This window comes from Paucilactobacillus oligofermentans DSM 15707 = LMG 22743, from assembly GCF_001434315.1.
GTDB lineage: Bacteria > Bacillota > Bacilli > Lactobacillales > Lactobacillaceae > Paucilactobacillus > Paucilactobacillus oligofermentans.
In genome coordinates, this window is the sequence record NZ_AZFE01000002.1 from 1 (window position 1) to 23,278 (window position 23,278).

General features: G+C 37.3%; 22 protein-coding genes. 6 read left to right on the forward strand and 16 right to left on the reverse strand.

Annotated features, from left to right (window positions below):
• Positions 1-328: 328 nt before the first annotated feature.
• Both tyrS and FC70_RS00310 read right to left on the reverse strand, forming a co-directional pair.
• On the reverse strand, positions 329-1,582 hold the full coding sequence (gene tyrS, locus FC70_RS00305; RefSeq protein WP_057889050.1) for a tyrosine--tRNA ligase: 1,254 nt from the start codon (positions 1,580-1,582) through the stop codon (positions 329-331).
• A gap of 309 nt (positions 1,583-1,891) precedes the next feature.
• Positions 1,892-2,140, reverse strand: coding sequence for a hypothetical protein (locus tag FC70_RS00310; protein WP_057889051.1), 249 nt, complete (start codon positions 2,138-2,140; stop codon positions 1,892-1,894).
• Positions 2,141-2,352: 212 nt separating this feature from the next.
• Between FC70_RS00310 and FC70_RS00315 the strand changes: the two genes are divergently transcribed.
• Complete coding sequence (locus tag FC70_RS00315) at positions 2,353-2,829, forward strand: nucleoside 2-deoxyribosyltransferase (RefSeq protein ID WP_057889052.1); 477 nt, start codon at positions 2,353-2,355, stop codon at positions 2,827-2,829.
• Positions 2,830-2,962: 133 nt separating this feature from the next.
• Positions 2,963-3,772 carry a class B sortase gene (gene srtB, locus FC70_RS00320; protein WP_057889053.1) on the forward strand — a complete coding sequence of 270 codons (810 nt, stop codon included), beginning with the start codon at positions 2,963-2,965 and terminating at the stop codon, positions 3,770-3,772.
• Between the two features lie 90 nt (positions 3,773-3,862).
• Here srtB and FC70_RS00325 read toward each other — a convergent pair whose 3' ends face one another.
• From FC70_RS00325 to FC70_RS00360, 8 genes are all read right to left on the reverse strand, one after another.
• Positions 3,863-4,612 (reverse strand): hypothetical protein, encoded by a 750-nt coding sequence (locus tag FC70_RS00325; RefSeq protein ID WP_057889054.1) that lies wholly within the window; start codon positions 4,610-4,612, stop codon positions 3,863-3,865.
• 560 nt (positions 4,613-5,172) lie between these two features.
• The gene (locus FC70_RS00330; RefSeq protein WP_057889055.1) at positions 5,173-6,120 is read right to left on the reverse strand and encodes a hypothetical protein; all 948 of its coding nucleotides are present in this window, start codon (positions 6,118-6,120) and stop codon (positions 5,173-5,175) included.
• Between the two features lie 216 nt (positions 6,121-6,336).
• Positions 6,337-7,638, reverse strand: coding sequence for a pyrimidine-nucleoside phosphorylase (locus FC70_RS00335; protein ID WP_057889056.1), 1,302 nt, complete (start codon positions 7,636-7,638; stop codon positions 6,337-6,339).
• Between the two features lie 109 nt (positions 7,639-7,747).
• Positions 7,748-8,701, reverse strand: coding sequence for a sugar-binding transcriptional regulator (locus FC70_RS00340; RefSeq protein WP_057889057.1), 954 nt, complete (start codon positions 8,699-8,701; stop codon positions 7,748-7,750).
• A gap of 92 nt (positions 8,702-8,793) precedes the next feature.
• Positions 8,794-9,501 (reverse strand): purine-nucleoside phosphorylase, encoded by a 708-nt coding sequence (gene deoD, locus FC70_RS00345; protein ID WP_057889058.1) that lies wholly within the window; start codon positions 9,499-9,501, stop codon positions 8,794-8,796.
• Between the two features lie 18 nt (positions 9,502-9,519).
• Positions 9,520-10,707, reverse strand: a complete 1,188-nt coding sequence (locus FC70_RS00350) for a phosphopentomutase (protein WP_057889059.1) — start codon at positions 10,705-10,707, stop codon at positions 9,520-9,522.
• Between the two features lie 39 nt (positions 10,708-10,746).
• Positions 10,747-11,418 carry a deoxyribose-phosphate aldolase gene (deoC, locus tag FC70_RS00355; protein WP_057889146.1) on the reverse strand — a complete coding sequence of 224 codons (672 nt, stop codon included), beginning with the start codon at positions 11,416-11,418 and terminating at the stop codon, positions 10,747-10,749.
• A 146-nt stretch (positions 11,419-11,564) separates the two neighbouring features.
• Positions 11,565-12,215 (reverse strand): MIP/aquaporin family protein, encoded by a 651-nt coding sequence (locus FC70_RS00360; protein ID WP_057889060.1) that lies wholly within the window; start codon positions 12,213-12,215, stop codon positions 11,565-11,567.
• Between the two features lie 344 nt (positions 12,216-12,559).
• On the opposite strand from FC70_RS00360, the gene FC70_RS00365 reads away from it, so the two are divergent.
• Complete coding sequence (locus FC70_RS00365) at positions 12,560-13,705, forward strand: VanZ family protein (protein ID WP_057889061.1); 1,146 nt, start codon at positions 12,560-12,562, stop codon at positions 13,703-13,705.
• 40 nt (positions 13,706-13,745) lie between these two features.
• On the opposite strand, the gene ndk is transcribed toward FC70_RS00365, so the two are convergent.
• From ndk to FC70_RS00380, 3 genes are all read right to left on the reverse strand, one after another.
• Complete coding sequence (gene ndk, locus FC70_RS00370; protein WP_057889062.1) at positions 13,746-14,171, reverse strand: nucleoside-diphosphate kinase; 426 nt, start codon at positions 14,169-14,171, stop codon at positions 13,746-13,748.
• A gap of 109 nt (positions 14,172-14,280) precedes the next feature.
• Positions 14,281-15,330: a YdcF family protein gene (locus FC70_RS00375; RefSeq protein ID WP_057889063.1), complete on the reverse strand. Its 1,050-nt coding sequence runs from the start codon at positions 15,328-15,330 to the stop codon at positions 14,281-14,283.
• A 9-nt stretch (positions 15,331-15,339) separates the two neighbouring features.
• Positions 15,340-16,119 carry a TraX family protein gene (locus tag FC70_RS00380; RefSeq protein ID WP_057889064.1) on the reverse strand — a complete coding sequence of 260 codons (780 nt, stop codon included), beginning with the start codon at positions 16,117-16,119 and terminating at the stop codon, positions 15,340-15,342.
• A 163-nt stretch (positions 16,120-16,282) separates the two neighbouring features.
• On the opposite strand from FC70_RS00380, the gene FC70_RS00385 reads away from it, so the two are divergent.
• Positions 16,283-16,762 (forward strand): DUF3955 domain-containing protein, encoded by a 480-nt coding sequence (locus FC70_RS00385; protein ID WP_057889065.1) that lies wholly within the window; start codon positions 16,283-16,285, stop codon positions 16,760-16,762.
• A 61-nt stretch (positions 16,763-16,823) separates the two neighbouring features.
• Here FC70_RS00385 and FC70_RS00390 read toward each other — a convergent pair whose 3' ends face one another.
• The 3 genes from FC70_RS00390 to FC70_RS00400 all read right to left on the reverse strand — a co-directional run bounded on the left by FC70_RS00390 (position 16,824) and on the right by FC70_RS00400 (position 20,037).
• On the reverse strand, positions 16,824-17,510 hold the full coding sequence (locus FC70_RS00390) for a 2,3-diphosphoglycerate-dependent phosphoglycerate mutase (RefSeq protein ID WP_057889066.1): 687 nt from the start codon (positions 17,508-17,510) through the stop codon (positions 16,824-16,826).
• 170 nt (positions 17,511-17,680) lie between these two features.
• Positions 17,681-18,877, reverse strand: a complete 1,197-nt coding sequence (locus tag FC70_RS00395) for a hypothetical protein (protein WP_057889067.1) — start codon at positions 18,875-18,877, stop codon at positions 17,681-17,683.
• 119 nt (positions 18,878-18,996) lie between these two features.
• The gene (locus FC70_RS00400; RefSeq protein ID WP_057889068.1) at positions 18,997-20,037 is read right to left on the reverse strand and encodes an AI-2E family transporter; all 1,041 of its coding nucleotides are present in this window, start codon (positions 20,035-20,037) and stop codon (positions 18,997-18,999) included.
• Positions 20,038-20,247: 210 nt separating this feature from the next.
• Here FC70_RS00400 and FC70_RS00405 point away from each other — a divergent pair, with 210 nt between their 5' ends.
• Both FC70_RS00405 and FC70_RS00410 read left to right on the forward strand, forming a co-directional pair.
• Positions 20,248-21,435 carry an SAM-dependent methyltransferase gene (locus FC70_RS00405; protein ID WP_057889069.1) on the forward strand — a complete coding sequence of 396 codons (1,188 nt, stop codon included), beginning with the start codon at positions 20,248-20,250 and terminating at the stop codon, positions 21,433-21,435.
• A 305-nt stretch (positions 21,436-21,740) separates the two neighbouring features.
• Positions 21,741-23,198, forward strand: a complete 1,458-nt coding sequence (locus tag FC70_RS00410; protein WP_057889070.1) for a sugar porter family MFS transporter — start codon at positions 21,741-21,743, stop codon at positions 23,196-23,198.
• Positions 23,199-23,278 lie beyond the last annotated feature (80 nt).

Sequence of the window (23,278 nt, forward strand, 5' to 3'; positions counted from 1 at the left end):
TTATTCAGTTTTCAAAGTTCTACTTGTCGGTGCTAAACTTCGTTAGCAGCAACGTTTTATATATTACATTATCTGTAATTCGTTGTCAACCAAAAATTAATAATAATTTTGTGAAATTTACCTTTGTTAATCAGATAATCTCTGTGGCAACGAGATATAACTATACACTCACAAATACCTATCGTCAACCGTTTTTAAAAGTTTTTTTAATTAACTTCATTTTCGCCTAGCGTGTCGTAATTTATTTTCACAAACTCACAACCAACTAAAAAAGGTAATCACCATTCTTATGAATGACAATTACCTAAATAGTATATATAGTAGATTATTATTTTATTCGCGCTAAGAAATACTTCTTTTTACCACGACGAACAATGACAAACTTACCATCAAAGGCAGTACTAGGATCAACATCCGCATTTACATCAGTGACCTTTTCACCATTAATTCGAATGGCACCATTTTCAACATCTTCTCGAGCTTGACGACGAGACTTTTCAATTCCAGTCTCATCAACTAACCATAAAATGATGTTTTGCTTATCAGCAGCTGCGTCCATCGAAGGCATGTTCTTAAAACCTTGTTCGATTTCAGCAGTTGTTAAGTCCGCCACTTCACCAGAGAATAGTGCTTCGGTAATATGTTGAGCTTCAATCACTGCTTGCTTACCATGAACAAATTCAGTGACATCTTCAGCTAAACGACGTTGGGCTTCACGTTTTTCCGGTTGGGTTGCAACTTTTTCTTCAAGTTCTTTAATTTCAGCTTCATCGATAAAGGTGAAGTACTTAATATATTTAATTACATCACGATCATCTTGGTTAATCCAGAATTGATAGAATTCGTAAGGAGAAGTCTTTTCTGGATCAAGCCAGATAGCACCACCCGCTGTTTTACCAAATTTAGTTCCATCAGCTTTTAACATCAATGGAATCGTCAAGGCATGGGCACGAGCATCAGCACCTTCGATTTTATGAATCAAATCAATCCCAGCAGTAATGTTACCCCATTGATCAGCGCCACCAATTTGTAATTGCACGTCTTCAAATTGGAATAAGTGAAGGAAATCAACTGATTGTAGAATTTGATAAGTGAATTCAGTAAACGAAATTCCAACTTCCAAACGACTTGAAACAACTTCTTTATTTAACATTGTATTAACGTTAAACAACTTACCGTAATCACGAAGGAAATCCAGCAATGATAATTTTGATAGCCAGTCATAGTTATCAACAATTTTAAAGTTTTCAGTTCCAAATAAGTTTTCCATCTGGCCGGAGAGAGCTTCCTTGTTATGTTGAACTTGATCCATCGTTTGGAGTGAGCGTTCTGAGTTTTTACCAGAAGGATCACCAATCGCACCAGTTCCCCCACCAATTAAAATCACTGGGTGATGGCCTTGGAGTTGGAATCGTTTTAACATCATAAAGGGAATCAAGTGACCAATGTGTAAACTGTCACCAGTTGGATCAACGCCACAATATAGACCGATTTTCTTGTCATCAGTCAATTTGCGTAGATCGTCAATATCTGTGGTTTGGTTAATTGCGCCACGCCATTCTAGTTCTTCAATAATATTCATGTTCATCCTCCTAAAATTTACGAATTGAACAAAAAATCCCCGATTTCAATAAAGAAATCAGGGACGAATTTATTCCGCGGTACCACCTTGAATAGAAAGCCATTGCCTTCCGCTCATAGTCAATATCGCGACTAACCGTTCAATTCAAAATGCTCAACAAGTGTACTTCAACTTTAATAATCGACTAGTTTACATCGGCCACTAGTTTTCTGACGTTCCTCATTAAAATCTACTAATTGTCTCAACACATTTATTAATTAACTTATTTTAGCGTGCCCACACCGAGAAGTCAATTTAAGTAATTCTTGCTTACGCAAATTTAGATTGTTCACTTAATTCGCTAACATATTTTTTCGCCACCACTACTCGGCCATTAAACCCTTGAATCCGTAATAAAGCTACTTTATCCTTTGAACAAACACTCTTCATCTCCAACTCGATTAAGTAAGTATTTTCATATTCTTTCAACACTTGTCCATTAAAGCCCCCCATAATCATTGGACAACTTTCACACTCAACTTCAAACCGATTATAGTTACAATCCTTATCAAATAGCATATCTTTATCCTCTTCTTCCCAATTAACTAATCTTCGTTATAAGTATTATATTAATCAAATGTGAATTTTATGTGAATATTAATCTAAAAATTATAGTTACCAAAAGAAATATAATTTTACACAACTTAAGTTTCTTTACAGATTCCTTGATTGCCATCATAATAACTATAGTGATTAAATTGCTGCCACTAAAACTAAAGGAGCTCACACACATGCCTAAAAATAAGGTTTATCTCGCAAGTCCATTCTTTTCAGATGGTCAAAAAGAACGAATCGAAACGGTTGTTGCTGCCTTACGCAAGAACGAAACGATTGATGGTACTGCCATCTACAATCCACAAGAACATCAGGAAGAATCATTAGAATTCGGTTCTCATCAATGGCAAGATTCTGTCTTTGCTACTGATATGCGCCAAGTTAAACGGGCTGATGTGATTGTCGCTATCCTTGATTATAAGACTGAAGAAAATAATCCCGAACCCGATGCTGGAACAATTTTTGAAATTGGCGCTGCGTGGGCTTGGAACATTCCAGTTATCATGGTCCAATTCACCGAAGATCATGATCTTAACTTGATGTTAGCTCGTTCACATACCGCAATGTTCTCTGGCGATAAGATTGAATCAAGTCTTGAAGCTTATGACTTCAACAACCTACCAACTAGCTGGACCACCATGAAAGTCTTTTAAATTAATTATCACTTGGCTAATGCCAGGTGTTTTTTTATCCATAAATTTAAACAGACGTTAGTAACCGGCATATTGTGACCAAAAATTTTAGTATACTAACCATATTAAATTAATGGAAACACGAGGAACCAAAATGCGTAAACATCACCATAACCAACCAAAAACGATTAGATCACGGATTATTGATATGGTTTTAATCTTAATTATCATTATTGGAATTGGTATGACTGGTCATTATTTTTATCAACGCCATGCGATTAAACAAAGCGACCAACAAACTACTCAACTAGCTAATAAAGTCGTTACTAAGAATAAAACTAAAACATCAATGCCGTCTGAAGGTAACATCAAAATTAATTGGAAAAAGTTAGCGAAAACTAATCCGAATATCAAAGCTTGGGTTTATATTCCGGGAACCAATATTAATTATCCAGTCCTTCAAGCCAAAAATAATTCATACTACCTAGATCATAATGAACATAATAAGCCCTCAGTTACCGGTCAAATCTTTATGGACTACCGTAATAGCGCTAAGCTAACCAGTCAAAATACTTTTTTATATGGTCACGATGTTTATGACGCTAGTAAATTCAGCTATCTCAATCATTACTTTAAAGCTGATTTCTTCAAAGCTCATCGTCACGTTTATCTTTACACCCCTACTAAAAAATATGTTGGAACCATCTTCGCCGTCCAAGCTAACCGTGGACCCTCGCGAGCTCAAACTTTAACCTTTAAAAATCATAAAAACATGAAGAGTTATGTTAAATACCTAAAACGTAAAAGTGCGGTTAAAACGACGAACGTTAAAACCAGTTCGGTCAATAAAATCTTAACCCTCTGGACTTGTACCGAACGTGCGGTTCCAGATGATAGTGGTAAAACCATTCCAAAAGATAAAACGCGGACTTTCGTGAGTGCCTCACTCAAAGAAGTTAAGTAATACAAAAAATACCCGGTAAAAGGCCTCCTAAATGTTTCGGAAGGTAGGAGACCTTTTACCGGGTATTTTTCGGTTAATTGTTAATGGTAATTAGAAATGTTTGCGAATTGCTAAACCAAGGGCTGCAATGACTGATGAAGCACCAGCAGCAATCGTTGGTAACATCCCATCAGCTACGCCAGTTTGAACATCAGCTTTAGCTGAACTAGTCTTAGTTGCAGATGCAGTTGTTGAAGCAGCAGGGGTCTTTGAATCGGCCTTACTACTTGAATCCTTAGCATTATTTTTGTCGGTTGAAGTTGATGCGTTTGATGAAGAACTTGAACCAGTAGTATCAGTTCCAGTTGACGAAGAGCCATTTTCATTTGATGATGACCCTGCACCCGGTGTAGTTGGGTCAGTTGTAGTTGAACCTGAACCATCAGTTGCGGTATAAATCAAATCTTCCATGCTATCATCTGCGTAGTAATATAAACGTTGTCCATATAGTAAATCTCCAACATTTTCGTCATCACCATTAAAAACTAATTCAATAGTTTGATAATTAGATGTATAACCGTCAAATTGTGGTACTTGTACAATAGCTGATTGCCCAATAACAGTAGGTCCATTACTAAAGTACATATCGGTACCCACGCCGCCTTTATCAACATACATCCATCCACCAGTACCTTGATCGACTTGTGTACCAACACTTGTTGATGTAGCTTCAGCATGAACTACTGGACTAGCAGCGTTCATAGCTGCAGCGCCACCCATCGTGGTTAAGGCAACAGTTGCCATTAATGTATAAAGCTTCTTTTTCGATGAACCTTTTAGTCCTGTTCTAGAAATTGTCATATTCTATATCCTCCAAAGTTTTGTTTACTATTATCCTAGTTCCCTAGCAAAAACATTCTAATATAATGGTTGGCCATAATTTGGCCAAAACCATCAGATAAAAAACTTTTTTTATTTAATTTTTAAAAAAATAAATACCCAGTAAACAAACCGCCTACAAATTGTTGAAAGTAGCGGGTTCGTTTACCGAGTATTTTTAATTAGAAGTTCATTAAATGGCTTGATACCGATGTCAATAATAAATAACCTATTAAATCCGAACCCCAATTTAAAAATCATTTCGGATTAAATATGTTTTTATTACTATCATTAAATTGACGTTAACGTCATAGTATCAATGATTTAGTTACTGAAGATAACAACACTTCCCCAAGGTTGCTAGCTTCAAAACAAACATCCACAACGCTGTGAATTCCATTACTGTAAACTTCCAATAACATCCTAATATAACGACTAACCATAATTTGGCCAAAGTAACTAAATAAAAAACTTTTTTCATTTTTTAACAAAAAAAGCCATTAAACCTGATTACCAGATTTAATGGCTTGCGTTATTAATTATTATTTAGCAGTACCAGTTAACTTTTCAACTGACTTAAAAGTCTTTTCAAATGTTTCATCAATTGATACTGATGAACGAGTCATTTCAAAGTACAAAGGCTTTGAGAAATACAAGACTGGCAAGTAAGCACATAAGAAGACAATCATTAAAACAATGCCTAAATATAAGAAGAAGTAAGTTGCCGTATAAGTACCATAAAAGGCAATTAACCCTAAGATTACTTCACCAATGATCAATGGCAAGATTGTAACAATCAAAATCAATAGGAATTGTAACTTCTTGTGTGACATAAAACGACGGCTAGCGGTTAATGCATGACGCATTGATTGACCAAGGAACTTAGGACGTTGTTCACGATATAAGAAGATACCTTGTGCATATTCCAAACTTTTCCAAACGGCAATAATTACTGTTAAAATTCCAAAGATAGCGTATAAAATCCCGTTACTACTAAAGACCATTCCTAAAATATTAGTTGGTAATGTCCAAAGGGCACTGAACAATGATGTATATAGGAATAAACGCCACATTTGGTTTTTGCTCATTAATTTGAATTGAGCCCAGATTCCTTTAAGTGAAATCTTTTTACTATCATCTTTAATTGCGTCTTGGAATTCGTATTGAATTGCCACCACGAAAAATTGAATGAAGTACATAGCTGCAAACAAGACTACCAATGCCAATAAGAACAACAAAACCCCAATTAAGATTGAGCTTGATGACACGGCACCGGTCATACCATACATAACGGTATACATTAACATAACCATCTTTTGCATTACGTAAGCAAAGGCTTCATAAGCAGCAAAGGCTACTAATAACATCACTACCAATGCAATAACGATAAAACTAACTAAGCTAATTACTGATTCGCGATACTTAGTTTTAACAACATCTCTTAATTTTGAAATAAAACTTTTAATTGTTACTTTACTACTCGTTTCCATCAATCCACCCATATTCCTGATCTTATGCTGATCATCTTAGTTTCCCAATTCCAGATACTCCGAAATTAACAATACGAAGATTGTAACACACATCAAAACCTCAATTCCAATTTTTACAGAATCTTCAAATAATAGTTATTAATTATTCACTTATTGATTCATTAATAGAAAAAAACCATCATCGATAAGTCACGATGACGGTTTTAATAGAAATCATTAGTCCGTAATAATTTCATGAATTAAATTTAGTGTTTCTGCATGGTCACCAATTAAGTAGTTATCACGAATCAATTGTTCAACCTTGGTAATATCTTCTTGGTTACTATAAACCGTTAATAAGGTATCACCCTTTTTAACTGCATCCCCAACTTTATGGTTCAACACAATTCCAACCGCATAATCCAGTTGGTCTTCTTTGGCGGCACGACCACCACCAAGGAGCATACTAGCAACCCCAATTTCATCAGCGGTGATTTGGGTAACCACGCCATCACTTTCTGCTTTGATTGGAATTTGATACTTAGCTTGGGGCATGATTGAATAATCATCAATCACGTTTGTATCGCCACCTTGAGATGCAATCATTTGTTTGAACTTGTCCAAAGCGGAACCATCATCAATCGTTGCTTGTAATTTTTGACGAGCTTCATCAAGATTAGCAGCCTTGTTACCCAAGACCACCATCTGTGAACCTAGAGTCATAATCAATTCAACTAAATCAGCTGGTCCTTTACCCTTTAAGACATCAATTGATTCTTCAATTTCAAGTGAATTACCAATCTTATCACCAAGTGGTTGGTTCATATCTGAGATAATCGCCATACTCTTGACACCGGCACCATTAGCAATTTCAACTAATGCATGAGCGAGCTTTTGAGCGTCTTCTTCAGCCTTCATAAAGGCACCACTACCAGTTTTAACATCAATCACTAAGGCATCCGTACCCGAAGCTAACTTTTTACTCAAGATTGAACTGGCAATCAATGGAATTGAATCAACCGTGTCGGTTACATCACGCAAGCCATAAATGCGGGCATCAGCCGGCGCAATTTGTCCGGTGGCACTAACAATCGCTAACCCAATTGTTTTAACTTGTTCAATAAATTCAGCTTCTGTTAATTCCACGCGGAAACCTGGAATTGCTTCCAACTTATCCAATGTTCCACCAGTATGACCAAGGCCACGACCAGAAATCATTGGTACTGGAATTCCAACCGCTGCCACCATAGCGGCAAGTGGCAAGCTGGTCTTGTCACCAACCCCACCAGTTGAATGCTTATCAACTTTAATGCCTTCAATTTTAGACAAGTCGAGTTGATCCCCAGATTCTAGCATTGCCATCGTTAATTTAGTTTGTTCTGGTGCCGTCATCTTTTGGAAGTAAATCGCCATTAGTAGCGCACTAATTTGATAATCTGGAATCGAGCCATCAACCACCCCATCGACAAAGAATTGAATTTGTTCATCAGTTAGGACGCCACCATTTCGTTTGGCGTCAATTACATCTAGCATTCTCATTATATATATCCTCCGTTATTTTTTGTAATCGGTTACATTTCGATTGATAAAAAAGAGAGACGCGCTGGTAATAATCATTTAGCTAACGTCTCATCTTTATAGTTTTCAATTAATCACGATAGTTAATCAAAGTTTGTGCAGTATGTTGGTCAATGATTAACGTATTCGCATAGTGACCATTCAGCGCACCATCAATGGCGGCAGCTTTCGCATCCCCAGTGACGACCATAATTGAATGATCCTTGGTTCTTAAATCGGGTAGGTCAATTCCAATCGTTCGTTGATTAATCTCATCACAGACTACTTGACCATTTTCATCAATGAAACGTGAGAAGATATCACCAACCGCATGTTCTTGTAGATAACTAATCTCTTCTTCTGAAAAATAATTAAGATTCAAGACGAGTGCACTATCACGAACAGTTCCTACGGTAAAGACCGCAACGTTGGCTTGCTTACCCAGTTGAATTAAATGTTGAATATGGCGTTCTTTTTCCACCAAGTCCTTGGTCATTTTCTGATCAAAAATCACTGGCAATGGCAGATACTGGGGCACGGTATGGAAGGCGGCGGCAAAAGCATTAATACTTTCAAACGCATAGGTATGTTGTTTTGAATACGACACACTACCCTTTAATTGCACGACCGAAACATCAGACACTTCTTCATTTAAGTTTAAATGATTCGCAATCGAATGAATCGTTTTGCCCCAACCAATTCCGATGGTGTCATGATCGCCAATCAACTCACTCAAATAGTTAGCGGCATATTGACCAATCGCATCTAATGATGAACCCGCACTAACCGTTTGAACTGGAACCACATACGCTTCCTTTAACTGATAACGATCTTTCAATCGGGTGGCTAAGGTTTCTGAACTTTGCACTGGATCCATAATTTGAATCCGGACCAATCCATTTTTCTTTGCTGCTTGTAGTAACCGCGAAACTGTTGGTCGCGAGATTCCTAATTGATCAGCAATTTGGTTTTGGCTGAGCTCTTGCTCATAGTACATCCTTGCTACCATGATATCTTGTTGCATTTTATCTTTATCAGTATCCACTAGTCGGTCCTCATCTTATCTTGGTTTTAACTTTCAAGCTTCTATTATAGTGCAGTTCAAACCGAGAATCTAATTCGGTTCCGATTAATGATTTAGCCGCGAATGCCAGTTTCCAAAGAAACCTTCATCATATCGGTAAATGATTGTTCACGTTCCTTGGAAGATGCTGATTCACCAGTCACTAAGTTATCGCTACAAGTTAAGATACTCAAAGTTTTGATATTATACTTAGCGCCGATTAAGAAGAGTCCCGCAGATTCCATTTCAGTAGCAACACAACCATAGTCGGCTAACTTCTTCATGTCTAATTCGTCATTATAAAAACGATCGGCGGCAAAGATATTCCCAACCCGAACTGGCACTGACATGTCTTGTGCAACATGATAGGCCCGATCAAGTAATTCAAAATCAGAAATGGGTGCATAATGCACACCGGCACCGAAAGTATTAGCAGTTACTGCAGAATCAGTGGTTGATCCTTGGCCTAAAATAACGTCACCGATTTTAACATCTTCACGCATTCCACCAGCCGTTCCAACCCGAATAATGGTCTTGACCCCATAAAACTTGATTAGTTCAGTCGCATAGATTGATAGTGATGGAATTCCCATCCCACTACCTTGCACTGAAATCCGGTGACCTTTATAGGTACCAGTAAAACCAAACATATTTCGAACCGAACTATATTGAACAACATCTTCTAAGAAATTTTCAGCAATAAACTTTGCTCGTAATGGATCACCAGGAAATAAAACCGTTTCAGCAATCTCACCATTTTTCGCACCAATATGTGTACTCATAATTTTTCACCTCGTGGCTTATTTAAGACTCGACAAGAAACTAGTACCGTTCACGTTAGCAACATCAAAATTATCTAAAACAGTGGCACCAAAGTCAGCGAATGTTGCGCGGACCCCTAATGATTCACCAGTTTGTTTGAAACTAGGTGAATAAGCTAGGACTGGTACTAATTCACGCGTATGGTCGGTTCCACGGAAACCAGGATCGTTACCATGGTCAGCCGTTAACATTAATAAATCGTCATCTTTCATTTGAGCTAAGACTTCACCCAATTGTTGATCAAATTCCATTAGTGCGGCCCCGAAACCTTTAGGATTACGGCGGTGACCATACATTGCATCAAAATCAACTAAGTTAGTAAATGAGAAACCAGTGAAATCTTGGCCCATTGTTTCTAACACATGTTCCATTCCGTTATGATTGCTTTCATTATGATAGCCACGTGTAATTCCATGATTTGAGAAGATATCATTAATCTTACCAATTCCGATGACTTCATAGTTAGCATTTTGGAGACGGTTCAAGTCGGTTTCACCAGTTGGTTCGAGCGTGAAATCACGACGGTTGGCTGTCCGTTCAAAGTGATCCTTATCTGGACCAACGTATGGACGAGCAATAATCCGACCAATCACATATGGTGGTTCATTGACTAAGCTACGAGCATATTCACAAATTTTATATAGCTCTTCTAGTGGAATAATATCTTCATGAGCAGCAATTTGAAGGACTGAATCACCTGAAGTGTAGACAATTAATGCCCCGGTCTTCATTTGTTCTTCACCATAATCATGAATCACATCGGTTCCTGAATATGGTTTATTAACGATGATCTCGCGATTTGAAAATTTCTTTAGCTTGTCGAGCAAGTCAGCTGGAAAGCCCTTAGGAAATAGCGATAGTGCGTGAGTAACAGGCAAGCCCATCATCTCCCAGTGACCATCCATACTATCTTTACCGGCTGAAACTTCCTGCATTTTACCAAAATAAGCTAATGGCTTTTCAGCAGGAGCAACACCTTCAATTGGTGTTTCACGCAGGTTAGAAATTCCAAGCTTTTGCAAGTTAGGAATCTTCAATTCGCCTTCATAAAAGGCACCGACATGACCCAAAGTATCAGAGCCAACATCACCAAACTTTTCAGCATCGGGGGCAGCACCCGTTCCAACTGAATCTAAGACAATTCCAAATACACGATTGTACTTCATTATTGCACTCCCTTTATTTATTATTTCAAACCAGACTTTTTAGCCTTCATTTTCCTTTAAAATTTGAATACTTGCACTAACGCCCAAACGACTTGCTCCAGCATCAATCATGTCATAGGCTTCTTTAGCACTATGAATACCACCAGAAGCTTTAACACCTAAGTCTGGACCAACTGTTTCACGCATTAGCTTAATGTCAGCAGCTTTAGCACCAGCAGTTGAGAAACCAGTTGAGGTTTTAACAAAGTCAGCACCGGCAGCAACAGATAGTTTACATGCACGAACTTTTTCTTCATCGTTTAATAAAGCGGTTTCAATAATGACTTTCAAAATAGCTTTTTTAGCATGAGCAGCATCTGCAAGAGCTTTAATATCAGCTTCAACTTCAGCATCATGATGTTGTTTTAATTCACCAATGTTGATAACCATATCAACTTCATCGGCACCCTTATCGATGGCATCATTAACTTCAAAGACTTTCGTTGCAGTTGTGTTGGCCCCGAGAGGGAAACCAATCACAGTACATACTTCAACCGTGGTGCCTTTTAATTCTTTAGCAGCTAATTCAACCCAGTAAGGATTAACACAGATTGAAGCTGTATTATATTTTTTAGCCTCAGCCAGTGTTTTTTCAACATCTGCTTGAGTAGAGTCGGCAGTTAAAATTGTGTGATCCATATATTTTGCTAGTTTTTCGTTTGTAAGTTTCATTTTTGAAACCCCTTTCATTGTTGATGGCTCCAGTCTAACAAATTTTTGAGCAAATGTAAAACGTTTTATTGAAATTATGTTCAGATTGTTTTTAAGCACAAAAAAACACCATTTCAATTAAGAAATGATGTCATGATTGTGATTAATTATTTTTCAGTTCCCATAAAGCGTGAGCAAATGGCAGCTAAGATTGCACCTAATTCCGGAGCTAAAATATAAACCCAAAGGTGTGATAAACCACTACCACCAGCAAAAATAGCTGGTCCGAATGAACGAGCTGGATTTAATGAGCCACCAGTTAAGTTCAAGGTTGCAATAATTAAGAACGCTAAGGTCAATCCAATCGTTAAACCAGCAAAATCACTGTTACCATGATTTTCACTCGTAACATTTAAGATAACCATCAAGAATAAGAACGTAGCCAACGTTTCAACGACGATTGCGGTTACGGTTGGAATCTTTGGAAAATCGGTTTGACCAAGTGCCGTTGTTGATAACTTTAATGCATCAACAAAGTAAAGTACAAAGGCACTAGCAGCGGCTGCCCCGATTACTTGCGCGATGATGTAAAAAATTGCATCCCCAATCCCGATCCGTTTGTTAATCACCATTGCGGTGGTAACAGCTGGATTAAAGTGACCACCTGAAATCCCTCCAAAGGCATAAGCGGAAACGGTAATTGCTAACCCAAAAGCCAATCCAATTGCTAATACATTTCCTTTAGCAATCACAACTGCGGATGTACCTAAAAATACCAACATAAATGTTCCTAAAAATTCTGCAAAATACTTCTTCATAATATCTAAATCCTCCCTGTTTTTATAGCACCTTATAATTGTACATAACCGTTGCTAGACGTGCAAGGACCATGGTTGTTTGAATTTTATTGATATTTTTAAAAAATACGTACATCCACTTTGAAAGCTTTATTTATGACTATGATTTCAATCATAATCCACAGATATCGTGATTGTGTGGATTAAATTTAGAGGTTTTACCAACTTAAAAAATTTAAATTTATTGATAACTAATGATAATTATCACACTTTTGTCATTATTTATTCGATGTTTCTTAGTTGAATTAGTAGTCAATTGTTTGTTACATTAAGGCTAATAAATAATTTTAGAATCTGGGAATCCTATGTCACTTTATATCAGCAACATCAAATCAGCCATTATTATTTTCCCTGTTTTAGCAATTTTACTAACCATTCCATTACTAATTATTGAGTATCGCCACTATGGAAGTTTCACTTTTAAGCGTGCCTTCGTCTTATATACGATGATCTTTTACTTACTCGCGGCCTACTTAATGGTGATTTTACCATTACCATCCTTTGAATCAGTGATTAAACTGACTTCTGCCAAAGCCCAATTAATTCCCTTTAATTTTGTGCACGATTTTTTAACTGAATCCGGTTTTGCACTATTCCGCCCCGCAACTTGGGTCGGCTCGCTTAAAACGATTGCGTTTCTACAACCCGTTTTCAATATTTTGTTGATCATTCCGTTTGGATTTTATCTGCGATATTACTTCCGCTTATCATTTAAACAAACCATTATGCTTTCTTTTTTCCTCAGTCTCTTCTTTGAACTGACGCAATTATCTGGCCTGTACTGGCTTTATCCCCGTTCGTACCGCTTGTTTGATGTGGATGACTTAATGATGAATACTTTAGGTGGCACGTTGGGGTGGTTAATCACGCCCCTCATCGCTAAAATATTCCCGAACCGTGAGAAGTTAGATTCTGCTAGTTATCGGCAGGCAAAACACATTGGTTGGTTACGGCGGCTAGTTGCTTTGTTTATTGATTATATGATTGTCTCAACGATTTGTAGCTTGATTATCGAAACTGTTTTTTATCTAATTGGTCACCAACAAATTGCCCATAACCCCTTCTTTAATTACATCCTGCCGATTGCGATCGCCTTAATCTTAGTGCCGGTGATTACCGATGGGCAAACCTTTGGGAAATCAATTGTGCATATTAAAATTACCAATTACGAAACCGGACCGTTGTCGCGCCTAAAAATCGCCTTACGACAAAGTATGATCTATTACTTCACCCTGCCAATTTGTTTAGCTTGGGTAAAACAAGCTAAATTATTATTAACCGTTGATGCTTCACGAACTAAACTAAATGCTTTTGTGATGGTTATCCTGAGTATTATTGTCCTAGGTTTTGTGCTCGATTTCTTTGCAGCGCTAGTAACCCGCCGCGATCGATTATTTTATGATTTACTGGTTCACACCAAACAACAAAACACTTTGAAAAAACGTAAATAAAACGTCATTATCTTTTTAGATAATGACGTTTTTGGCTTAATTATTTTAATTCAGGGAACCAAACTTTAATTTCACGTTCGGCACTCTCCGCACTATCAGAGCTGTGAACAACGTTTCGAATTAGGCCATCCGCCCATTCACGACCATAATCGCCACGAATCGTACCTAATTCGGCTTGGGTAGGATTAGTTCCGCCCGCCATTCGATGAAAGACTTCTACAATATTAGTTCCTTGGGCTACAATGGCAGTAATAGGACCTTCTTGCATGTAAGTCGTAATTTCTGGGAAGAAAGGTTTCTCAGCCAACTCTACATAGTGATCCTTTAATTGATCCATGGTAGCGTTTACAATTTTTAGCGCTTCAATTGTATATCCTCGTTGCTCCAGCCGTGTAATTACTTGGCCAATATGACGTTGCTTCACACCATCTGGTTTAACTAATACTAGTGTCCGTTCTTCTGTCATTTCGTCATCCCCAATCATTTAATACCCTGATTATAATACGTTTTATCAGGCTAAAGCAATTCATATCCACACAAAAAGACTCATCGATAATTCGACAAGTCTTTACAAGTTAATTAGTTGGGATAAAAGATACCGCAATAGCCGCAATCACCAAGAGTGATAAGACAATCGCATGAAACTTTTTATGAGCCATTAAAATCGCTACATATTCACGTAAAAAAGCATTCGGTACAAAGAACCGACTTGTTTTAGCACCGAGACCATCAATTGGCATCCCGACATAGCGCGCAAATCCTGCGGCCCGGAAAGTATGATAATCACTGGTGGCAAATAATCCTAAGTTGCGATCAAAGCCTAGTTCATCAACAATCTGTTTTGAAAATTCCATATTTTCATAGGTATTCTTGGATTTAGTTTCGGCATGAATTTCACTGGCCGGAATCCCTTGTTCAAGGAGATAATTTCGCATGGCTACCCCCTCGGGAACCACCTCGTCACCGCCTTGCCCGCCAGAAGGAATCAAGACTGGCGCATTTCCCGTCTTAGCTAACTGTTTATTTCGAAACTTGATTGCACGATCCAAACGACCAGCCAGCAGTGGGCTAACTTTCTCACCCATCAATCCCGCACCTAAAATAATAATGAATTGTTTGTTCAACTTATGGTGCACCATTCGGGACAACAGGTATGACATCGCAAAGTTCGCGAACCACACGACCATATACATCACGACGACCGCTGATACATTGGCAATCATTGATGCCAATCGATTTGGAAAATAATGATTAATTAACGAAAAGATTGTCGAGCTACTCAATAGTGCAATTCCTAAAATTAAGGTCAGCATATTCGCTAGTTGATGACTTTCCCGGCGCCAAACCAGCAGTGCATTCCACAACAACAAAATCCCTGCAAGTGAATATACCACCAAACCAACAATTGCCAAACCAGCTACGACAATGATTAAAAAACGCAATATATAACTATTGTTAACTTGTGTTTGGGTAACAAATAACGCCACGATAAAAATAATCACGGCCAAATTACCTAAAATTCCGTTCAATAAGCGGGCCCGGTTCGACCGAAAGCTCAGTATTAACATGATTAACACAATCGCAAACAAACCCCAAAATGGTAACACCAATACTTTGTCTGTCATGAGTTCTCCTTAATGATGATAAATAACGGCGGCCAGTAAGTACAGCACCGCAATGTGGGCGGGATAAAATATATAGAAAAACGACTTCAGGCTACGACCTTTTTGCCCGTTATATAACATAATTGGTAAGAGGGCAAAAATCATCATCCACTGAGTTGATCCCAGTGCAAAGTAACCAATCGCTACTAACGCAATCAAACCCGCTTGAATCCATTTCTTATCTTTAAACAAATATAGTAACGGAATTAATAACACCATCACCGAATTTTCAGCAATTAGGATGCCTGGCAATAATGCCAACATTGCTCTAACTACCATTAAATTGGGATTAATCGTGCCCATATACATCCCCATCACTACTGAACAAATAAATGGTAATAAAAATACCAACACCCCGGTGACCACTGGCATTAAATGTTGCGTCTTGAAACCCTTGCGAACTTCATCAATGGCATACATAAACATGGTCCCAATAAACAAATCACGAAAAATATTATTCATCAACACGACTTGGTCATAGGAAACCCAATCTTGTAGTGCCGTGGTCATCACGGCCATAAACACCATTCCTAAATACAACCGCAGCATGTATTGAAATTTATTATGGGTATGGCTAAACCCAACCACACTGACAAAGAAAAAGATTGTGGCCACGGGGCGACCAAACCAATCGAGCCAACCAGGTGCTCCCATGGGTACAAACATCTGATGAATATGATCAATGACCATCAATGTAATCCCAATCACTTTAAGGTCAAACGTCGAGAGACCTTGCTTTAATATCTTCATAAATCCTCCAAGTTACTTAATAAATATATTTTACCATGAAATTAAGTGAACCTAGTTAATAAAACCTATGTACCTAGCCATTGATTGCCCGCAAGTAATCCTTGCTTGGAAAATTGCCACCTTTTTTATATGATAGAGCTATCTTAACGAAAGGAGACTGCTCATGGAATTTGGAGAAGCCATTAAAACTATTCGGCAAACCAATCAGTTAACCCAAGAAAAATTTGCGAATCAATTAAATGTAACTAGACAAGCCGTTTCCAACTGGGAAAACAATCGCAACCTTCCCGACCTCGAAATGTTAATTACCATTTCTCAGCAGTTTCAGATTTCATTAGATACCTTAATTTTAGGTGGAACGGACGTGAATAATATGACGGATAAATTAATTAAAGACGGTAGTGAAACCAGACGTGCGCGTTTTAATCTGATAACTGCACTACTAGGCACCTTATTATTAATCCTGGGCTTAACTTGTTTTTTAATTAAAGCTACCTCAGTTGAATATATCGATGCCGCCGGAACTTTACATGAAAATTTTTATTTACTACCAATTGGTTTCTTATTCTTATTCGCTGGGATCATTTTATTTATCATCACCGGAAGCCAATATTTGTACCGCATCATTAAAAATAAACATTAATTACTGGCAGCAAAAAAACCGTAACTATCAAATTTCGATAGTTGCGGCTTTTAGATTAAGTTTATAGTTTTGATTTTGATAATACGTTTAGCTTTTTATCAAAGTCATAAACAACTGGTTGGCCAGTAGCCATTTCCAAGTCGATAATATCTTCATCAGAAATTTCTTCGATATACTTGCTAAGGGCACGCAATGAGTTACCATGAGCTGCGATGATAATGTTCTTACCATCAAGCAACTTAGGAGCAATTTCATCTTCCCAAAGAGGCATTACACGATCAAGTGTAACTTTAAGGTTTTCACCACCAGGAATCAACTTAGGATCTAAGTTAGCGTAACGACGGTCGTTAGCTGCAGAACCTTCATCATTGGCATCCAACAATGGAGGTAGAACATCATATGAACGACGCCAGATATGAACTTGGTCAGCACCAAATTGATCAGCAGCTTCTTGCTTGTTTTGGCCTTGAAGTGCACCGTAATGACGTTCATTCAAACGCCATGTCTTAGTTTCTGAAACCCAGATTTGGTCTGATTCTTCTAAAGCATAATGCAAAGTTTTGATAGCACGCTTCAAAACTGAAGTATATGCAAAGTCAAATTCGATTCCTGCTTTTTTGATTTCGCGACCAGCGTTTTGTGCTTGCTTAACGCCTTCTTCACTCAAATCAACATCAACCCAACCAGTAAATTGGTTAGATAAGTTCCATTCACTTTGTCCGTGACGAATTAATACAAGTTTAGCCATGAGATAAATTCCTCTTTCTTCTTTTAACCGACATTTCAACGCATCATCTAAACACGACATTCATGTGCAAAGATTAACAACGAGGTGCAGTTTCATTTTTATACACTTAACATTTTACTCTGAAATGCGATAAATCGGAACCCATTTTGCTAAATTAATCTGGCTTTGCTCTATTTTAAAACAACTAAGCCATTGTCACCTTTGCTTGGATCTTCGGCAACGGCTGATAAGTTATTAGAAAGTTCAACTGTATCAGCAGCTCCATTACTAGTATCCAAGACCAACTTACCATCAGCTATTTTCACGGATTTATTAAACACTGATAGATATTGAGTCCCTTTAGCATTGTTAATAGCAGCAAAGATCCCCGTCAAATCAGATGCGTCAATTGTATAGTAAACTTCTAAATAATATTTACCACCACTAACATAACTTAAATATGCATGATAGAAGGTCGCTTTGGTTAAATTACCCTCTTTAGTCGCTACTAGATCCGTGACTTGCTTAACTAAATCACTCGAATCAACATTACTAACATCAGTTAAACCATCAATTTTAACTTTAGTATTCTTAACATTAGTAAACTTATTTTTATCACTTTTGTCTTCTAGTCTGTTAATCCAATTTTTAACGTTCACAGTAACTTGATCGCCATTTTTATATTTAGTAGAGCTATTAATTTTTAATTCTGGTTTTACATTACCAAATTTATTTTTTAAATACGAATCTAGCTTTACACTAACATTTCCATAAACACCACCCGCACCATTTAATCCACTAACCTTAAAAGTAACATGTTTCAATAATTTTTGTGCATCATATTCAGTGGCTTTTTTTAACCCTTTGACCTTAATTGTCTTGGTACTATTTTTAATTGGATTATCTTTGTCGTCCGTAACATTAACACTGAATTCAACTTTATCACCATTGGATAACCCACTGACTGAACTATATTCCTTACCATTAACTAATTTTGTCAGTGTAATTTCTCGATCAAACGTTTCCAGTTGGGCCACTTGCTGTTTCTCTTTATCTGTCATGGACGTTCCACGTTGTTCAACATAATATGATAAATTTTCTTCTGATAGTAAGTTACCACTGCTATAAAGGATAATTCTATTTTTCAATGAATCACTCATTCCAACCTTTTTAACTAAGGCATCCGTCATCAACTTATCAGATTTAGTTGATGACACAGTCATTGTTCCATTTCCATCATAGCCCTTAAACGTGGCTGTCACCGCATCTCCTTTTAAAACATCTGTCTTGCGATTACTAATAAAATACCAACCACCAATGATTACGACTAATACTACCACCCCGATGATAATATTATTTTTCGTTAAATACTTCTTGTACTTTTCCATAACCAAACCTACTCTTCCATTTTAATGTAAAGTTAGTTTACAGAAATGGCAGGCCATAATATGACCAAAATAAAAATGCCACACAATATGTGACATTCTTTAAATAGCTATTAACATATCTACTCTAATTTTTTCACTTTCACCGGTTGTTTCTTATCACCAATCCGCTTCACATCAAGTAGATCTAAGAAGAAGACGAAAATTGGTACCCCAACAATTAGTCCCCAAACGCCAAAGAAATGTTCACCTAGCATTAATACAATGAAGGTATAAAAGACTGGCAATTCAGTCCGACTGGCCATGAATTGTGGATTTAGGAGGTACGTTTCGATGGCATGCACAATGATAATCATAATAATGATATAGGCAACTTGCTTAAAACCCCCATCCGAGTACGCAATGATACTCAACGGAATGCTTGAAACAATCACCCCAGCTACTGGAACTAGACTAAAAATGAATATCATTAATGACAGCGTTAAAATTTGTGGCATATCCATAAAGATCAAACAAATTGTGGTAATAATCGTGTTCGCAATCGCAATTGAAAATTGAGCACCAATTACGACCCCAAAGGTATTCACAAATTTGCGACCAAAATATTCAATATCATTAAAGAACCAGGCAAAATCACCCGTTTTGAAATTTTGTGCAAAATGATTTAACTGTTTCAACTCCACTGCATAAAAGAAACTTAGTACAAATGAGAAAAAGAAGGTCACGCCCATTGAACCAATACTTGTAACGTAATTGAACGCTAAACTGACACCCTTTTTAACTTGCTCATTAATACTGGAAATGCTGACATACTTATTAACAAACTTATAAAAGTCGGTTGTATTTTGTTGATTATAAAATTGAACTAACGAATTCGTCATTTTAATAATTTGATTAACTAATTGAGGTAAGTAGTTAACAATCCCAACGTACATCCCCCAAACTATCACAATATATGTGATAATCACCAAAATACTATTTGGAATCTTGGTGTATCTATGGACAAACCGAACAAAGTGAACAATTAGATATGTAAAGACAAACGTGAGTAGTAACATACTCAACATTGATTTAATCAAAAATAAGACTGCAATCAATAACACTAACACCGAGAAGCGTCTCAACTTTTTATTACTTAAAAAACTATGCCATGCATCTACCAATAGAAATCCTCCCTGTCATTTACTAATCAATCATCATTATAACAGTCCGTTATGACATTCTAAATTAATTTAATAATTTATTTACTATTATAGAAGCTTTAAATTCCACTTTTATAAATTAATTAAAATTTCACTAACTATTCGTTAGCAACTTCCATAATATAAGCGTATAATTGCTTTCGTCTAAAAGAGAGAGACGTGGAGGATATTATGTTAGAGAAAACATTCTATAAACAATTTTTAAGCAATTCTTTCAACATTCCAGTGACTGTTACCTACTGGGATGGAAAATCCGAAACTTATGGCGAAGGCGCACCACAAGTTAATATCATTTTCAAAGAAGCTGTTCCAATTAAAGAAATCACTAATAATGCTTCAATCGCACTTGGCGAAGCATATATGGATGGACGCATTGAAATTAAGGGCGATATTCAAACATTAATTACCGCTGCTTATGAAAATGCGGATAGTTTCTTCCATAATAAGAAGTTCATCAAGTTTTTGCCTAAGCAAAAGCATTCTGAAAAAGCTAGTAAAGAAGATGTCCAAAGTCATTATGACGTTGGTAACGACTTCTATCGACTTTGGCTTGATGATACCATGACGTATTCATGTGCCTACTTCACAAATGGCAATACTTCTGATCTATATCAAGCACAACAAGATAAAGTTGATCACATCTTACAAAAATTAAATCCTAAAGCGGGCAATACCCTCCTTGATATCGGGTGTGGTTGGGGGACTTTAATGCTGACGGCTGCCGAAAAATATGGTTTGCGTGTCACTGGAGTAACCCTTAGCCAAGAACAATTTGACTACGTAACTGAACAAATTAAATCTAAAGGCCTCGAACATATCGCAGAAGTTAAGCTTCTCGATTATCGAGAACTTGGTGATCGGCAATGGGACTACATTACTTCCGTCGGCATGTTTGAACATGTTGGCCAAGAGAATCTTGGCGAATACTTCAATGATGTTAATCGCTATTTGACTGATGATGGTGTGGCTTTAATTCACGGGATCACGCGTCAACAAGGCGGGGCTAACAATGGTTGGATTAATAAATATATCTTCCCCGGTGGTTATGTCCCTGGTTTAACCGAAAATATTCAACACATCGTTGATGCCGGCATGCAGGTTTCTGATATGGAACCGTTACGTCGTCATTATCAACGCACTCTTGAAATTTGGGATGAAAACTTCAATGAGAAACGCGAAGCCATCGAAAAGATGCAAGGTATTAATTTCACTCGTATGTGGGACCTATACCTTAATGCTTGTGCCGCTTCCTTTGAATCTGGTAACATTGATGTTATTCAATTCTTGATTACTAAGGGGCCTTCTGGTCGTGTGCTTCCAGCAACAAGAGATTATATGTACCAAACTAAAAGTAAGTAATTTTACTTCTGTTATATAAGCGTCAGTTAACTCTTAATTGAGATTAACTGGCTTTTTTTAGTTCATTAACTGACCAAAAACATCATTTATTTTTCATAAAATGACTAATCAAAAGCTGTGATAATATACACAATTTTTATTTTTGTACTAACATGTCCAATTTAATTGGCAGCGGTTTCATCTTTTTTATTTAGTTGGTTGAAGGAACAAACTAAATGAGTTATACTGATTTCTGAAAGCGGTTACGCAATGTGAACCGCATCTCAAGCTTTTATTTTGGATCGTAATATGGAAGGGGAATACTTATGACAAATTCTAAGAAACATATGTCAACTAAGTTTATATATTTCTTTGGTGCTCTGGGTGGGCTACTGTTTGGTTATGATACAGGGGTTATCTCAGGTGCTATGCTATTTATCAACAAGGAGCTAGATATCGCAGCTGGTTCCTTTGCAAATGGTTTTATTACTGCTTCAGTTCTGTTAGGTGCTATTTTAGGTGCTGCAATTATCGGACCACTTTCAGATAAGCTCGGACGTAAAAAGTTACTATTGACTGCTGCTATTATTTTCTTCGTTGGTGCAATGGGTTCAGGTTTTGCACCTGATTATTACGTCTTAGTTGGTTCACGGATTTTGCTTGGGGTTGCCGTTGGGGCTGCTTCAGCCTTAATTCCAACTTACTTAGCCGAACTTTCACCCGCTGACAAGCGTGGTGGGGTTGGTACTTTATTCCAATTAATGATTATGACCGGTATCTTCTTAGCTTACGTTTCTAACGAATGGCTATCACCACAAGGTATGTTCGGTCTATCATCAGCTGTTGGTTGGAGATGGATGTTAGGTTTAGCTGCTGTTCCTGCTGCTATCTTATTCTTTGGTGGTTTAGCTTTACCCGAATCACCACGTTTCTTAGTTAAAAACGGAAAGATGGAAGAAGCTCATCGAGTTTTACTTCAAATCAACCCTGATGAAAAAATGGTTGAAGAAGAAATGCACGATATTAAGTTACAAGCTTCAATTCCTTCTGGTGGTTTCAAAGAATTATTCGGTCATATGTCACGTCCTGTTTTAATTATGGCGCTTGGATTAGCAATTTTCCAACAAGTCATGGGATGTAATACCGTGCTATATTATGCTCCTACCATCTTTATCTCTGCTGGTTTTAGCGAACATTTCGCACTTCAATCACATATCATCATCGGTATCTTCAACGTGATTGTTACTGCAGTTGCCGTAATGATTATGGATAAGATTGACCGTAAAAAGATGTTAACCTTTGGTGCTATTGGAATGGGTGTTTCATTGTTTGTTATGTCAGCAGCAATGTTACTTCTTAAAGCCGGTGACGGTAACCTTGGTTCATGGGTCTGTGTTATTGCACTTACCCTTTACATTGCCTTCTTCTCAGCTACATGGGGCCCTGTAATGTGGGTTATGATTGGTGAAGCCTTCCCACTTAACATTCGTGGACTTGGTAATTCATTTGGGGCCGTGATTAACTGGACAGCTAACTTCGCTGTTTCACAATCATTCCCAATGCTTCTAATCGCCTTTACACCTTCACACGCAGCTAATGCTGAAGGACAAGGAATTGCTAAATTATTCTTAATCTATGGAACACTATGTTTCGTTGCTATCTGGTTCATTGCCAAATACACAATTGAAACTCGTAACCGTAGTCTTGAATCAATTGAAGCTGATCTTCGTTCTCAAGCACATGCTAAGGGATACACTGAAGACGGCGAACCACATACAAACTAATATTAATTCAAACAAACACACAATCCGTCATGGATTGTGTGTTTTTGATATTGATGATTATCATTATTTAAAACAAAAGT

Coding starts and splice junctions, on each gene's coding strand:
- FC70_RS00350 (WP_057889059.1), bottom strand. CDS start 10,707: ATGAAGTACAATCGTGTATTTGGAATTGTCTTAGATTCAGTTGGAACG.
- FC70_RS00325 (WP_057889054.1), bottom strand. CDS start 4,612: ATGACAATTTCTAGAACAGGACTAAAAGGTTCATCGAAAAAGAAGCTT.
- tyrS (WP_057889050.1), bottom strand. CDS start 1,582: ATGAATATTATTGAAGAACTAGAATGGCGTGGCGCAATTAACCAAACC.
- FC70_RS00380 (WP_057889064.1), bottom strand. CDS start 16,119: ATGAAGATATTAAAGCAAGGTCTCTCGACGTTTGACCTTAAAGTGATT.
- FC70_RS00375 (WP_057889063.1), bottom strand. CDS start 15,330: ATGACAGACAAAGTATTGGTGTTACCATTTTGGGGTTTGTTTGCGATT.
- FC70_RS00405 (WP_057889069.1), top strand. CDS start 20,248: ATGTTAGAGAAAACATTCTATAAACAATTTTTAAGCAATTCTTTCAAC.
- deoD (WP_057889058.1), bottom strand. CDS start 9,501: ATGAGTACACATATTGGTGCGAAAAATGGTGAGATTGCTGAAACGGTT.
- FC70_RS00330 (WP_057889055.1), bottom strand. CDS start 6,120: ATGGAAACGAGTAGTAAAGTAACAATTAAAAGTTTTATTTCAAAATTA.
- FC70_RS00315 (WP_057889052.1), top strand. CDS start 2,353: ATGCCTAAAAATAAGGTTTATCTCGCAAGTCCATTCTTTTCAGATGGT.
- FC70_RS00385 (WP_057889065.1), top strand. CDS start 16,283: ATGGAATTTGGAGAAGCCATTAAAACTATTCGGCAAACCAATCAGTTA.
- FC70_RS00395 (WP_057889067.1), bottom strand. CDS start 18,877: ATGGAAAAGTACAAGAAGTATTTAACGAAAAATAATATTATCATCGGG.
- FC70_RS00390 (WP_057889066.1), bottom strand. CDS start 17,510: ATGGCTAAACTTGTATTAATTCGTCACGGACAAAGTGAATGGAACTTA.
- FC70_RS00365 (WP_057889061.1), top strand. CDS start 12,560: ATGTCACTTTATATCAGCAACATCAAATCAGCCATTATTATTTTCCCT.
- srtB (WP_057889053.1), top strand. CDS start 2,963: ATGCGTAAACATCACCATAACCAACCAAAAACGATTAGATCACGGATT.
- deoC (WP_057889146.1), bottom strand. CDS start 11,418: ATGAAACTTACAAACGAAAAACTAGCAAAATATATGGATCACACAATT.
- FC70_RS00310 (WP_057889051.1), bottom strand. CDS start 2,140: ATGCTATTTGATAAGGATTGTAACTATAATCGGTTTGAAGTTGAGTGT.
- FC70_RS00335 (WP_057889056.1), bottom strand. CDS start 7,638: ATGAGAATGCTAGATGTAATTGACGCCAAACGAAATGGTGGCGTCCTA.
- FC70_RS00410 (WP_057889070.1), top strand. CDS start 21,741: ATGACAAATTCTAAGAAACATATGTCAACTAAGTTTATATATTTCTTT.
- FC70_RS00360 (WP_057889060.1), bottom strand. CDS start 12,215: ATGAAGAAGTATTTTGCAGAATTTTTAGGAACATTTATGTTGGTATTT.
- ndk (WP_057889062.1), bottom strand. CDS start 14,171: ATGACAGAAGAACGGACACTAGTATTAGTTAAACCAGATGGTGTGAAG.